This is a genomic window from Pedobacter sp. 05T44 (assembly GCF_056395985.1).
The window spans coordinates 238,429-253,845 of record NZ_JBFTKO010000001.1; the positions used below are offsets into that span (position 1 = coordinate 238,429).

The window sequence follows — 15,417 nt, forward strand, 5'->3', positions numbered from 1 at the left end:
TATTAGGTGTAAAAATTAAGAGATAATCATTTGCTAACTGGTTTGGGTAATAATAGTTTATATCGTCTGCTTCCAATAACTCCGTTCATATTACTCCCTTCAATGGTAATTGTATAAGATCCAGGAATATCGGCGGTGTAAAAAGAGACATTTGCTTTTCCCTGGGCATCGGTGGTAACGTTTGGTTCCCAATGTATGGTAGCTCGAAGATCAGGATTCATCTCTGATACATTAGCGGCAATATACTTTGGTCTGTAAAATTCCTGAGGATACATAATTGGCAGAGGTCGGTAGTAACCAACATCAGGTTTGTTAATTCTATGCCAGCCAACTCCACTGTAGGTGGTCAATTCTATAAAGGCAACATCAATATCTCTTCTCGAGGTATTAGGCATCACCCCTCCATTAGCACCAAAATTACGTGCAAAAGCAGCCATATCAGCCTTTCCGACACCAGAAATCCTTCTTTCGTCAGAAAAACCTCCTCTACTATAAGAAGCGGTATATTTCCTGCTATACATTACTTCCAGACCACGAAAAGTTGCTATTTTAAGATCCTCCAAATCCTGTTTAATGTCATCAACTCTTGGATCAGGAATGTCGCTATAAAATAATGGTATACCTCTTCCATCCACGGTAATAGTTACATCATAATGATTCATCTTAATCTTTGCAAAACCATCCTCGTTGATTACCCGAAATCCGGGAACCTTTTGCTTGAGCAATTGATACAAACTCATAACACCAGATTCTTTGATATCCTTTTCATCAAAAATCAAATCAGCTTTACCAGGCCCATTCTGATTAAAAGAGCCCTTGATTAACTTTTTATCTATAATTTTCACTTCTTTTAATGCAATACCACTTGCACCAGGCCTTTCCTCTTTTAATAGAATAGCTTTATTTTTGACGTAATTCAATTGGGTAGTGTCAGTATTTACATACCAAGGCATCATCTTGTTTCGAAACATTTCGCGGGCCGGAGGAAACTTTTGACGATCCACTTCCACTTCGCCAAAATTCATAGTTCTACCCTTTGGGGTTCTCGCCTGAATAAAAAATGATCCGGAATCTATTGGGGGCAAAGCGGTGAATATAAATCCTCCTTGTTGATCAGTTATTGCTGTAGTAATAAAAAATGGCTTTTGTGAAGAGATTAGCATTTGAGCTCCAGACACCGGTTTTTTCAGAATATTGGTAACTCTACCTGTCACCCTAAAATCCTTCTCAGCAGCAAATTTAGGCGATACGGATTCATTAAATACATCCTCCCACTTATACCCTGTCCATCCCTGGGTAAGCATAAGATTATCAAGTGCTGTCCAGGCTTGCTTATCCATTTTATTGAAATAATACCCGGGGGTTTCTACAGTGCCTTTTAACCCTGCATTTAACAACAGGCTGACTTCAATATCATGATTACCTAAACTATCTGCTCTAACCTGCGAATCATCGGTTACTGATAAAGAAAAACTTCCCACTACAGGATTGCCATTTACATCTTTCACCTCTATAGATAATCCAACACTATCTCTTTGTAAGAAGGACATTTTATTAGGCAATACATTAATCTTAGCCTGATCCTGATGATCAATAAATGCCACACGTTCATTCAAAGGCTGCTTTTCTTTTAACAATGTAAATCGTGCAATGCCTGTAGCAAATTTACTTTTATCTACAATCAGCTTTGGTTTCTTAAAATCTACCTGTTCCGCGTAACAAACTATTCCTCTGGAAGTCCCTACTAAATAATAAATACTGTCAGGATTAATGGCACCCGGAGTAGCCATTACATTGACTACAAGAGAATCACTTTGCTTATCATTAATCACATGCAAACTAGTTCCTGCAGGTTTTACCAAAGGTAACGGATAGCTTTTATCCATTTCCATTGGTCTATTTAATCTCGCTGAATATATTTCGCCCTCCTTAGGTACAAATTCAAATGACCCCATTCCATTAACCAAACTCGCAATTGAGGCAATGGTATTCCCTTTGCTATCATACACATCACCTTCAAAGCTCACTCCTTTCCCATCTTCGGCAAGTGCTTTAAACCCAACAACTGATTTTAGTCCCGCTACAAGCGCTCCACCCTCTGGTAGAAATTGCAGATCAATATTTTGCTCTCGATTAATATTCAAGGGGACAATTAGAATCTGATTTCCGTCATTTTTAGTCAGGCTATTAATCTCTATTCTTATATTTTTGCCATCTGCCTTTTCCTTCAGGTTGAACATCAAAGCCAGATCACCTTCATTAGTAGTTCTTAATTGATCCTTAAAGAGCAGCTTATCCGCCTCCATCACTCTAATCCCTACATCACGCAATCCAACAGCAACTTTATCTGTACGCATCAGGTTAATATTTACTTTAACCTGATCCTTATCTGCAACTTTATTAACGGCTGCCTGCGATTTCACCAGCCATGTATTCTGACTAGGCTTACCCAAATAGAAGCGTTTGTTGAACAAATATTCATCTCCAAAGTTCTGCATCCAATTGGTATAAGCCCGTAAAGTATATCCCCCTTCATGAAAAATCTTTGCAGGTAGCGGAATCTGTCCCCAGCCCAAACCTTCCTTCATAGGGATACTTATTCTTCTAACCACCTCAGCACTATCATCATTAAGCTCAACATATAATAGCCCACTTTTTTGTGAAGCCGACAAATAGGAAGGATCAAACAAATAAGCCTTAAACCAAATCGTGTCACCAAGATTATAATAAGGCTTATCTGTGTGCAGGTAAGCCTTTTCTTCTGGCAGTTTATGATGAAAATTCTGCAATGCAGAAACTATATCTTTTGCGCTATGCGATGGTGGTTGCTGAGCCTGAAATTCATCACCCTCAACCTTATACCTGTAAACTTGTCTGCCCAACTCCCCGGCAGCATTAATCCCCTCAATAATCACTTTATAATTCCCTGGTCCATCTGCATTAAAAAAGTCGAAAGTGGTTTTTCCTGCATCAAAAGTTCTTACATTAGGATTCCAATATATAGTTGAACGAAAATCAGGAACCTGATTATTCAAACCCGGGCGATCATACCTTGGCGAATAAAATTCGCGTGCTTTATTAAAACCCCTTGGTAAAAAATTGACCATGCTTGGATCGTATTTTGTTTTCATGGATTTATAGGTGGTAATTAGCAAGGACGCTCCATTCAGGTATGATTTTAAAGCAGCATTCTGCCTAACAACCTCAATTTTAGCAACATCTTTAGCGTCTAGGGAGTTCCCCTCAAATATATCCGCTGCTTCACTAAAACTAAGTTTTCGACCATTTAAAATAACCTGCATAGGCATCCAAACTGGAGGGATCAAATCTGTATTTAGAAAATGAGGATAAAAAATATTCCGTTCGTATTCTGTTTTATACTCTCTAAATTGAATCCCGTTTAGTCTTCCTTCAATACAGTCCCTAAAACTTGCACATATTTGGGGGTTTTCGATGATATAGGTTTGATCTGCATGCCCTTCAGGAATTACCAGCGCACCTTGGGGCGAATAACTTTCAACTCTATTTTTTCTTGCATTGATTTTTACCTCCCGTAATCTCTGCACCCTATCCAGCTTACCCATTTTAACCAATACCTCTTCCTGCTTTCTTCCATTTTCCAAATAGGCTTTAGTGGTACCCGTAATGTCTGTATTTACATCCGGCAGGTTTTTGTTTTTACTTAATTTTTGCACGGGAATGCTGTCAAGAATAACTTCTACTTTATTTTTATTCTTTGCGGTTCGTCCCTGTATATTAAATTTCACACTATCAGTTAACACTACCTGATCAAATTTGAACCTTCCGGCCGTATCAGTCGTTGTGCCTTCCAATATGCCAGCCCTCATAGACATTAAGGTTACTTTCCCTTTACTTACAGGTTTATTAGCAAGGGATACTACCTTTCCGGAGATCACAGTTCCTAATTTTTCTGCAATAAACTTCGGTTTAACCGACAAGCCACTTGAAACTTCTTTCCAGGTAAACCGTCTGTAGCCTTGCGTCAACATTAAGTTATCTAGTTCCTTATTAACGGACTCATTTTCAGCAGTAAAATAGTAATTGGGTTGCTCTATGTATCCTTTAATATCTGAAGTAAGCAATGTTGAAGATAGTATTGTATGTTCATTACTTTCGTCCAGAGGCACTTTATCTTCGTTGACCACTGTAACCGAGAAACTTCCTGCCACCGGCTTACCCTTTGAATTAAAAGATTGTAGCCCAACACTCACATTTTCTCTCGATTTGTAGCTCTGCTTTGCCGTGCTTATTTCCAGCTTCATCTGGTCCTTGTTCTTTATAAAGGCAACTCTCTCGTTTAGCGGCTCTCCACTTTCATTAAATAAAGTGAACTGAGCTATTCCTGTCGGAAAATCTTTCTTCAATAACCAAATAGAGGTCATGGATTTGGTAATATTAAGGGGTGTAGCATAAATTGTCTCTCCACCCGTCTGCGCAATAAGGCTAACATTTACTGGTGTAACCGCTACCGGCGACAAATTAACTCTCACCAATATGCTATCCTTACTTGGTTGATAAACTGCAAGTACAAAACCTGTATTTTCTGCTTTAGGTAAAGCAATAGTGCTTTCAGAACCATCAGGATACTTTACTTTTGCAGTATAGGTTTTTCCCTCTTGGGGTTTTAATTTAAACGTTCCCATCCCGGCATGTTCACTTTCAAAATCAGCAACACTGTTACCTTGCTCATCTATTATGCTCCCCTTAATAAGAATACCCTTTCCATCCATCCCCAAGGCTTTAAAACCTATTCTGGAAGCAACTCCGTTTATCAGTATCCCTCCTTCTGGAAAAAACTGAACATCACTTTGTAAAAAGCCGGCCTTTATTGCAAAGTTTTTAGTAATCTTTAATTTACTATCCGCCTCTATAGTAGTCTGTATATAAGCTCCTCGTAAGTTCTCAGGCTTATCATTCTTGATATCTATATAAATATTCCCATTAGCATCAGTCTTTACAGTTTTTGCGATTACAGCTTCACCATTTGATACAACCCTATAGCTAACCACTCTCCCCGAAATCGCTTTCCCATCATCATCACTATAATTCAACTGAGCAGTTATTGCTGGTTTGTTATCAATAACTTTATACTTATAATCTATTTTAGAAGTAATTTCATTGCTATACGGACTGCCCACAATAAAAGTGCGGTCATAGAAATAATCTTCGCCTGCATTTCGCATCCATTGTGTATAAGCCCTTATCCGATAATTCCCTTCTTTAAGTTCTTCACTTAAATCAAAATTGCCCATTGCCATACCTGCTGTAACAGGTAGCTTTAAAGATTTTTCTATTGAATCTCTTTCATTTATCAGCTCCACATATATTGCTCCACTTAAAGCGGATAGCTGGTGCCTGCTGCCCACTGTTACATAGGCTTTAAACCAAATGGTATCGCCTAATGCATAATACGGCTTATCGGTATGTAAATACACTTTTTCCTGTGGATTAGTTTCTACCCATTTTTCTAATGTGCCTACTAATCTCTCAATAGGATCCTGCCCTTTTGGTACAAAAGCCAGGAAAGTTAGAACTGATAACAACAGTGCAATTCTAAGGGGTCTGGTGGATCTTTGATTTTCCATTGTTTAAATGTGATTGCGTAATTAAAAACAAAGACATTTCAGAATAACCAAATAGGGACAACATCTAAAATTATTTCACGCTGTATCTGTAAACCAACCTCCCAAGTTGCCCCGCAGCATTAATCMCCTCAACAACAACCTTGTAAACTCCTGGTTCACTCGCATTATAGAAATCAAAATGTGCCTTACCATTATTATTAGTTTTCACATCAGGATTCCAGTAAATTGTAGAACGGAAATCAGGTATTTTATTGTTTTTATCCCCATTTTCATATCTGGGCTCATAGAATTCACGTCGTTTATCAAAACCCTTTACCGAAAAATTGACAATGTTTGGCGTATATCTTTTATTTTTCATGTAATCCCGTTTAGTGTAAATAAGAATAGAAGCTCTCCCCAATAATCCCATTAATGCCAAATTGCTCCTAACAACCTCTATTTTAACAATATCCATGGGATCTATTTCATTACTATCAAATATTCCTGCAATCTCTATTGGATCCTCGATTTTCCTTCCGTTAAGTACAATCTGCATAAGTGACGCTGAATCGATTGGGTCAGGTCTTGAGAGTGGATAATTATTAACTATTCCCACCTTCCCGAAAAGCACTCCGTGTAATCTTCCTTGTAAACACACCCCCAAATTGGCGCAAACCTCAGGTTTTTCAAGAAAAAAGGTTTGATCAGCATGCCCTTCCGGAATCTGCAGCATTCCCTGAGGGGCAAGTTTTTCACTTTCCCTTTTTTTAGCTATTATTTTTACTTCTCTAAGCCTTTGAACACGACTTAACCTGCCAAACTTAGGTAATGCCTGATCCTGATTCCAGCTATTTTCAAGATACACTTTAATATCTGTGCTAGTGCCATTACCAACATCTGGCAAATTTTTATTCTTAGTAATACCCTGTACGTGAGCACTATCTAGTATTACTTCAACATTTTTTCGATTGTCATGCGTCCTGGCTTGCACTACAAACTTAAAACCATCTTTAAATATTAAGTCATCAAACTTAAATCTTCCATCAGAATATGTCCTGGTATCTTCCATAATGCCTCCATTTAATGAAAGTAGATTCACCTTGGCATTTACAAGCGGCTTATTTCCTAAGGCAACTACCCTTCCAGAAATCTCTATACCCGACTTTTCGATTTTGTAAACTGGGGCTAAAGCCCGACCAAGACTGTTCCACACAAACCTCCTATAGCCTTGTGTCAACATCAGGTTATCCAAAGCTCTACTGGTTTCTTCGCTTTCATTAATAAAATAATCATTGGGCTTTTCTATATAGCCTTTCAAATCAGAACTCAGCAATAGGTTAGACAGTATTGAACTTTCCGAGGCCTCGTCAAAAGGTACCTTACCCTCATTAATAACAGTGACAGAGAAGTTTCCGTCCACGGGTTTTCCGAAAGGATCCTTTGATTCCATCTCTATCCAAACATTTTCCTTAGTATTATAGCTTGTCTTTTCAGTGTTCAACTTCAATTGCATTAAATCTCTGCTTTTAACAAATGCTATCCTCTCATTCAAAGGGTCACCTTCATTGTTAAACAAGGTAAACTGAGCAATTCCTGTCGGAAAACTACCTTTAAATAGTCGTATTGACATTATCGATTTGGTTATTTTTATTGAAGAAGAATAAATAACCTCTCCAGAAGATTGTACGATTAAAGCAACAGTTTTGGCCGACTGATATAAACCTGAAGAAGCTTTAATACTGACATTTAAACTATCTTTATTATCCTGATTAATTGACACAACATAACCTTCATCGCTCACTTTAGGAAGCATTACTTGTTTTTCTGATCCATCAGGATAAACTATTTCTGCGATGTAACTCTTCCCTAATTCAGGCTTCAGATTAAAAGCGCCCATCCCGGCATATAAGCTAGAGAAACCAGCAATTTCTTTACCCTCATTGTCTTTTATTTTGCCTTTAATACTTATTCCAGTGCCATTAACTCCTATAGCTTTAAAAGCTACCTTGGAGGTTATTCCATTAATTAAATCTCCACTTTCCGGAAAAAACTGAACAGCACTATCAGAAAGTTCGCCTTTTAAAATAGCCTTTTTACTTACCTTTTCTTTAGTTTCCTTCTTTACAATCCTGGAATTCGATTTGGCATCTGTAGTGTTAAGGAAGGGATCACCAATCATAAAAGTATGGTCAAAAAAGTAATCTTTATCCGAATTGCGCATCCATTGCGTATAAGCCCTCAGTCTATAGCTACCCTCTTTAAAATCATCTGCTAGTATCAAATCACCAGCCGACATTCCTTTAGTCAATTGAAGCTTAAGCGTCTTCTGAATAGAGTCTTTTTCGTTAATCAGGTCTACATACACTATCCCGCTATGGGTTGATGGCTTATGCCTGCTCCCCATTGTTACATACGCCTTAAACCAAATGGTATCACCAACTGCATAATAAGGCTTATCAGTATGCAGGTAAACCTTTTCCTGTGGGTTAGTTTCTACCCATTTTTGCAAAGATGTAATTAGCTTATCAACCGGATCATTATCTCGGGGAATAAATGCTAAAACTAGGATTACAACAAAAAAGGAAGGAATGTAGAGCGCTCGTTTCATAATATTTAATAGTAGCTAATCTCTCTTTTGGTTAAATAAGTACTTACTTTATTTTTATTATTGAGTGTAAACCAATTACCCTTCTCATCATACTCGTATGAGTATTTTTTCTTCCAGTCAACAAAGCCTCCTCCGGTATATCGAATCTCTTGAACTATATTATTGTTATCATCATATTCATAAGTAATAGAATGTTTTAAATGTCCATTTGAAGCATACGCCCTTTCGCCGCCTAACAGTAAAGTGGGTTCAATTGAGTAGGCTATACTTCCACTATTTAAAGTCGTATCATAATCATTCCACACCTTTAGTATGAGGTTATTTAAGCCATCATACTTATAAACTTCCTTAAGCTTTAATTCTCCATATCCATCATAACAAACACGTAAGCTCCTATTATTTTTATCGTCATACTCATAACGTTCCAGGCTTTTCACCGAATCAGAAATATATTTTTTCGCCATCATCTTCCCGCTATCATAATACATGTATTTAATCCTGTAGCCATGTTCACCATCCCCTTGCTCTTCTGAGAGTTCCTTATCCTCATACACATAACTTATGGTTTGCTCGACGGCGTTACTATCTATCGTATCATATATTTTTTGCTCAATCAGTTTTCCATTTAAGTCATAACTATAACTTCTTTTTTGAACCAAAGTATTTATACCCCCGGTAGTTTCGTAACATTTCTCAGTAAATGACTGTACTTGCCCTTTAGGTCTTCGCATGTCCCCATAGAATGGAAGCTGAGCGAAACAATTAAAAGGAGGAAATGTCAATAAAAACAAAAGAAATAACAATAATCCGAATTGAGAATATTTCATAGGTATTGATTAGTTATAATGAAAGACAACTAAGTAATACCAAATAGGGACAACATCTAAAATTATTTTAACAATAACATAATCTTATACTTAGATAATAGTAATCTTCCAACAATACATTCGCTGCTTAAACATATACGATACATGAAAAGAACGCTACTATTTAGTTTCCTTGTAATTGGTTTACTCAGCTGTAAAAAAGAGAAGCCATCAACAGACCAGGAGGTTGTTTTAAATGAAGATCCGGCCACATACGCTGAGATTGGATCTCTTGATATCGGAGAACTTGGCGCAGCTGAAATCTCTGCATTTGATCCTGCAACAAATAAACTCTTTGTTGTAAAAAATGAAAATGAAGGCGAGCCAAATCAGGTTAATAGAATTGAGGTTGTTGATTTTGCAAATCCATCAAATATGAAAGCCACTGGTTATATAAGTGTTACTCCATATGGAGGTGCTGTTAACAGTGTTGCAGTGCATGATGCCAAACTAGCTGCAGCTATCCAGGCTAACAACAAACAAGCAAACGGTAAGGTTATCGTATTTAAAACCACCGACCACAGTAAAATCAGTGAAATTAATGTAGGTGCGTTGCCAGATATGGTTACCTTTTCTCCTGATGGAAAATACATTTTAACCGCAAATGAAGGAGAACCTAATACCGATTATACAAGTGATCCGGCTGGTACAATCTCAATAATATCTGTTAATGACAATTACGCGGTAACAACCATCGACTTCTCGTCTATGATAGGTCAACAAGCTGCATTAACAGCCAAAGGGTTTAGAATCTTTGGCCTGGGCAAAAGCTTTGTAAATGATATAGAGCCCGAATACATTACAGTTTCTGACGATTCAAAAACTGCATGGGTTACTTTACAAGAGAACAATGCAATAGCTAAAATCGATATCGCTTCTAAAACCATCACTAATATATTCCCGCTTGGTTTTAAAGATTACAATACTGACGGTAACGAAATAGATCCGAGCGATAAAGACAGTGGCTTTGCTCCTGCAAAATGGCCTGTAAAGGGCATTTATATGCCAGATGCTATTGCCGTACTTGAGCAAAACGGAACTCCATACTTATTTACTGCCAACGAAGGTGATGCAAGAGAATATGATGCCTTCTCAGAAATAAAAAGAGTAARGGATTTTGTGCTTGATCCTACAGCTTTCCCAAATGCTGCCGAATTAAGAAAAGATGGTAAACTTGGTCGTTTAAACATTACAACAACCCTGGGAGATGCTAATGGTGATGGAGTTTTCGATGCATTATATTCATTAGGATCCCGTTCGTTTAGTGTTTGGAATGGTAATAATGGAAGTCAGATTTTCGACAGCAAAAATGAGTTGGATGCTAAATGCGCCACTAACAACACTTATGATGATGGCAGAAGCGACGACAAAAGTGTTGAGCCCGAAGGAATAACAATTGGAACCGTTGGAACCAAAAAAGTTGCCTTTGTAGGTATGGAAAGAGCCGATGCAGTAGCAGTATATGATGTAACTAATCCGGTTAAACCAGTTTTCTTGCAGCTTTTAAAATGTGGTGATGCTCCTGAAGGAGTACTATTTATTTCTGCAAAAAATAGTCCTACCAAAAAAAGCTTATTGGTAGTAAGCAGTGAAAACGATGGTGTAATCAAAGTATATACACCAAAAACGATATAACAATTCTCATTATTAGTTGCTTGTTTGCGCCCCGTTGGGGTACAAACAAGCAATTATTACCAACACAATGGCCATAGTAGCGGCAACGGCCCTGATGGTATTTAAATAGCTCCATGTGTTCTCGAAGCCACTCCTTTGCAACCTCATGGCTTCCGCAGTTGCAGATTTCAGGTCGAAAGTATCCAATGCATTATTAAGTGGTACATTACCAAAAATAGTAACGCCAAAAGTGCCGATAATGTAACACAAAGCCGCAGCAACCAATAACCAGAACTTAAGCTGAACAGGTTGACCATAATGTAGGTATGCGCTTAATGGCAATAGCACCAATGCTCCAAAAAATCCGGCAAAGAATACCGGATTTAATATCGCTCTGTTAATTTCTTGCATTGCAGTTAAATACCCTTCATCCGACAGCTTTGCCAAACCCAGATTCACTGAACAAGACCAGGCATAAAACAATCCGGCCATCAGCGCAGTTGTGGTGCCCGCAAGCACCAATACTATATTTGTTAACGAGATCATACGATTTAACTTTTCCATAAATTACTAAAGATTTCTTAGATATTCCTTAAGCTCAAATGGTTTGCGCTTCAATAATTCCTCTAGTGTATCATCTACATAAGAAAACTCATCAGCTTTAATGCTATCCGCCAAACTCAACTGCCAGACTATCTGCTCATCCGGCATTTGAAACTTATCCAGCTCTTCAGCTAAAACAACATTAGGGATATTCACATAAGAAACCTCTATCCCCCTTTCCGCTGTTAAAATTGCAGCTACATCTTTAAAAGTATAAGCCTTTGAACCCGTTATTTCGTACCGCCTATTTTCATGGCCATTACCTGCAAGTACGTTACTTAGCGCCTCAGCAATATCCACACGCGACACAAAACTTACGGCTCCATTACCTGCCGGATAGTAAATATTGCCATGCTCCAATGCCTCGCCAATAAATATTGGAATAGTTTCCATATACAAACTATTGCCAAAAAAGGTATGCGGTATTCCTGAATCCAAAATAGCCTTTTCTGTTGCCAAACATTGTTGCGTTGCCATAAAGTACGCATCCAATTTTGGCTTTACAGCACCAGTATAAACAATATGCTGCACGCCCTGCTGTTTTGCGGCCGTAACCACATTAGCTTCCTCTTTAACACCCTGATCGCCTATACTTATTGCAGATATTTGCAATAGCTTATCAACTCCCTTCAATGCTTCATTTAACGATTCAAGATCATCATAATCGGCAATGCGAATTTGAATACCTGAATTTTTTAGATCCTCCATTTTCTTTGGATCTCTTACTATCGCCACAATTTGCTCTGGCTTAATCTTTTTCAATAGAAAACCTATAGTTGCTTTACCAAGGTTTCCGTTTGCTCCTGTTATTGCTATCATAATTTCTTTTTTTACCAAAATTATGAGCTATACAAAACCATGAATAGAACAAAACCGACACTAAATAAAATATTATTTAAATAAAAAATGGGCTATTTAATGAGCTCAGGAAAATTCTCAACCAGCTCGTTTGATTGTTTTTGATATTGCTCAGGACTGAATCCTGTAAATTCTTTAAAAGAACGGATAAAATGAGATTGATCGGCGTAGCCATTTTCAAAAGCTACATCTGTAAGGATATTATATTTATTATTTCTCAGCTGACTTAAAGATGCCTGAAAACGACATACTCTGGAAAACAATTTCGGACTGACACCAATATGCTGGTTAAACCTCCGCTCAAAACTTCTTTCAGATAATCTTAAATCCTGTTGCAACTCTTTTAAAGTAATATTACCATTTGAACTGATCATTTTAGATACGGCATGCTGTGTTAAATCATCAGGAACATTCCTGTTTTTAGCAATCAAATTAATCAGGTAGCCTGAGATAAGTTCTATTTGATGAGCCTGAGATGAGGCATTCAAAAGTCTTTCTGATAAGTTGTAATCCGTCTTTTTTGATGTCAGATCTACATCTAAACAAGTATTTGTAATTTCAACAGCACTAAACCCAAATATAGATTTTATTGCATCCGGATAAAAGTAGACCCCAATAGTATTGAATTTTCCTGCCGTACGGATTTCCGTGTGTTTAGTTGTTTGTCCGTATAAAAACACTTCCGGCAATTTGTAATCATGAGATTCCGAAAAGGTCCCCTCCTCTGCCTGTCCAAAAATCATTCCCGGACACCCATCTGGAAGTGCAACAAATGTTGTAGGTGCGCAACCATTATTTCCGCCCTCTAAAATCCAGAAGTAGCGAACATATCTTTTAAGATAATCAGGCGGCTGTACCAGTTTGCAATTCATTCTATTTGTTTGACTCAGCTGTTAGCATAAAATTACAAATAATTTGTAAAGTCATAATTCTTAATCTGTTTGTCAATTATTACATTACGCTGTTTATACTATTTTGTACAAATAGTAAATACCCCGTATCTTTGATATATATTAATATTTCAACAATTAATATAGGCTATCATGAAAGAAAAACCAGATACTCTGGAACAGGCCGTATTAACCGAATACAAATACGGATTTGTAACAGACATAGATACAGACGTAATTGCCAAGGGCCTTAGCGAAAACACCATCCGACTTATCTCGAATAAGAAGAACGAACCGGAATGGATGCTGGATTGGCGACTTAAAGCTTATAACCACTGGTTAAAGCTAGAGGAACCAAAATGGTCAAATGTTAAGTACCCTATAATCAATTATCAGGATATAATATATTATGCGGCTCCTAAGCCTAAAAAGCAGCTGAACAGCCTTGATGAGGCCGATCCGGAGTTGCTGGCTACATTTGAGAAGCTTGGGATTTCTCTGAACGAACAAAAACGACTTACAGGAGTAGCTGTAGATGTGGTAATGGATAGCGTTTCTATTGCTACCTCATTTAAAGAACAACTTTCGGAAATCGGGGTTATCTTTTGCTCAATCAGCGAAGCTATACAGCTACACCCCGAATTGGTAAAAAAATACCTTGGATCGGTAGTACCTATGACGGATAACTATTTCGCAGCGTTAAATTCTGCGGTATTTACCGATGGCTCGTTCTGCTATATCCCAAAAGGAGTCCGTTGCCCAATGGAACTTTCAACCTATTTCCGCATCAATACAGAAAATGCGGGTCAGTTTGAACGTACCTTAATTATCGCCGAAGATGAAAGCTACGTAAGCTATCTGGAAGGTTGTACCGCCCCGATGCGTGATGAAAATCAGTTGCACGCAGCTGTGGTAGAACTTGTAGCCCATACAAAGGCAGAAATCAAATACTCAACTGTACAAAATTGGTATCCTGGCGACAAAAATGGCTTGGGCGGTATATACAACTTCGTAACTAAACGTGGCATGTGTAAGGGCGATCATTCTAAAATCTCCTGGACACAGGTCGAAACAGGCTCAGCAATTACCTGGAAATATCCTAGTGTAATCCTAAAAGGAGATCACTCTATAGGTGAATTTTATTCGGTGGCGTTTACAAACAACCATCAACAGGCCGACACAGGTACAAAAATGATTCACCTTGGTAAAAATACAAGGAGCAGAATAGTGTCTAAAGGAATCTCTGCCGGACATAGTCAAAACAGTTACAGAGGATTGGTTAGAGCCAGCAAACAAGCCACTAATGCACGTAATTATTCGCAGTGCGACTCTTTACTGCTAGGCGATAAATGCGGGGCACATACCTTCCCTTACATAGAAGTTAAAAATAAAACCGCAATTGTAGAGCATGAAGCAACTACTTCAAAAATTGGAGAAGATCAGCTCTTTTATTGCAAACAAAGAGGCATTGATGCAGAAACCGCAGTGGCTCTTATTGTAAACGGCTTTGCCAAAGAAGTAATGAATCAGCTGCCAATGGAATTTGCCGTTGAAGCACAGAAACTACTAGCCATCAGCATGGAAGGCAGTGTAGGTTAAAAAAAATTATAAGAATTATGCTATCAGTAAAGAATATACACGCAAACATCGACGGAAGAGAAATTTTAAAAGGAATTAACCTCGATATTAAACCAGGGGAAGTACATGCTATTATGGGCCCAAATGGTTCCGGAAAAAGTACGCTTGCCTCTGTACTTGCCGGCAGAGAAGAATATGAAGTTACAGAAGGAGCCGTTTCTTTCTTAGGCAAAGACTTGTTGGAACTATCAACCGAGGACAGGGCTCGCGAAGGTCTGTTCCTTGCCTTTCAATATCCGGTAGAAATACCAGGTGTAAGTACCACCAACTTTATAAAAGCTGCTGTAAATGAAAAGCGCAAATACCTTGGTCAGGAACCTCTTGATGCCGTTGCTTTTTTAAAGATGATGAAAGAAAAGATGGCTTTGGTCGAAATAGATCAGCGTTTATTGAGCCGTTCCATCAACGAAGGTTTTTCTGGTGGAGAGAAAAAACGTAACGAGGTTTTCCAAATGGCTATGCTTGAACCCAAACTCGCAATCATGGACGAGACTGATTCAGGCCTGGACATTGATGCACTTCGCATAGTTGCAAATGGCATCAACAAGCTCAGAAGCCCCGATCGCGCAATATTGCTGATCACCCACTATCAACGTTTGCTTGATTATATCCAGCCAGATTATGTACATGTACTTTACAATGGCCGCATTGTTAAATCGGGCACTAAAGAACTGGCGCTTGAACTGGAAGAAAAAGGATACGACTTCATCACTGATGAGGTTGATTTAGCTGCCAATCAATAGCAGTCCATTTAA

General features: G+C 38.2%; 9 protein-coding genes. 3 read left to right on the top strand and 6 right to left on the bottom strand.

What is annotated here, in order from left to right; all coding sequences use genetic code 11:
• Positions 1-26 precede the first annotated feature (26 nt).
• From AC1DDK_RS00930 to AC1DDK_RS00940, 3 genes are all read right to left on the bottom strand, one after another.
• Complete coding sequence (locus tag AC1DDK_RS00930; protein WP_337715173.1) at positions 27-5,606, bottom strand: hypothetical protein; 5,580 nt, start codon at positions 5,604-5,606, stop codon at positions 27-29.
• A 70-nt stretch (positions 5,607-5,676) separates the two neighbouring features.
• Positions 5,677-8,193 carry a carboxypeptidase-like regulatory domain-containing protein gene (locus AC1DDK_RS00935; protein WP_477633756.1) on the bottom strand — a complete coding sequence of 839 codons (2,517 nt, stop codon included), beginning with the start codon at positions 8,191-8,193 and terminating at the stop codon, positions 5,677-5,679.
• A gap of 5 nt (positions 8,194-8,198) precedes the next feature.
• A complete protein-coding gene (locus AC1DDK_RS00940) occupies positions 8,199-9,020 on the bottom strand; it encodes a hypothetical protein (protein WP_337715177.1) in 822 nt (273 codons plus the stop codon).
• Between the two features lie 144 nt (positions 9,021-9,164).
• Between AC1DDK_RS00940 and AC1DDK_RS00945 the strand changes: the two genes are divergently transcribed.
• Positions 9,165-10,694 carry a choice-of-anchor I family protein gene (locus tag AC1DDK_RS00945; RefSeq protein WP_477633757.1) on the top strand — a complete coding sequence of 510 codons (1,530 nt, stop codon included), beginning with the start codon at positions 9,165-9,167 and terminating at the stop codon, positions 10,692-10,694.
• A 12-nt stretch (positions 10,695-10,706) separates the two neighbouring features.
• On the opposite strand, the gene AC1DDK_RS00950 is transcribed toward AC1DDK_RS00945, so the two are convergent.
• The 3 genes from AC1DDK_RS00950 to AC1DDK_RS00960 form a co-directional block, all read right to left on the bottom strand.
• The gene (locus tag AC1DDK_RS00950; protein WP_337715182.1) at positions 10,707-11,237 is read right to left on the bottom strand and encodes an anthrone oxygenase family protein; all 531 of its coding nucleotides are present in this window, start codon (positions 11,235-11,237) and stop codon (positions 10,707-10,709) included.
• Between the two features lie 6 nt (positions 11,238-11,243).
• Positions 11,244-12,095 carry an SDR family oxidoreductase gene (locus tag AC1DDK_RS00955; RefSeq protein ID WP_172663805.1) on the bottom strand — a complete coding sequence of 284 codons (852 nt, stop codon included), beginning with the start codon at positions 12,093-12,095 and terminating at the stop codon, positions 11,244-11,246.
• A 92-nt stretch (positions 12,096-12,187) separates the two neighbouring features.
• Entirely contained in the window at positions 12,188-13,006 is an 819-nt protein-coding gene (locus AC1DDK_RS00960; RefSeq protein WP_172663806.1) for a helix-turn-helix domain-containing protein, read from the bottom strand.
• A gap of 171 nt (positions 13,007-13,177) precedes the next feature.
• On the opposite strand from AC1DDK_RS00960, the gene sufB reads away from it, so the two are divergent.
• Together sufB and sufC are read left to right on the top strand one after the other, a co-directional pair.
• On the top strand, positions 13,178-14,623 hold the full coding sequence (sufB, locus tag AC1DDK_RS00965) for a Fe-S cluster assembly protein SufB (RefSeq protein ID WP_172663807.1): 1,446 nt from the start codon (positions 13,178-13,180) through the stop codon (positions 14,621-14,623).
• A 17-nt stretch (positions 14,624-14,640) separates the two neighbouring features.
• Positions 14,641-15,405: a Fe-S cluster assembly ATPase SufC gene (gene sufC, locus AC1DDK_RS00970; protein ID WP_048904523.1), complete on the top strand. Its 765-nt coding sequence runs from the start codon at positions 14,641-14,643 to the stop codon at positions 15,403-15,405.
• Positions 15,406-15,417: the final 12 nt, after the last annotated feature.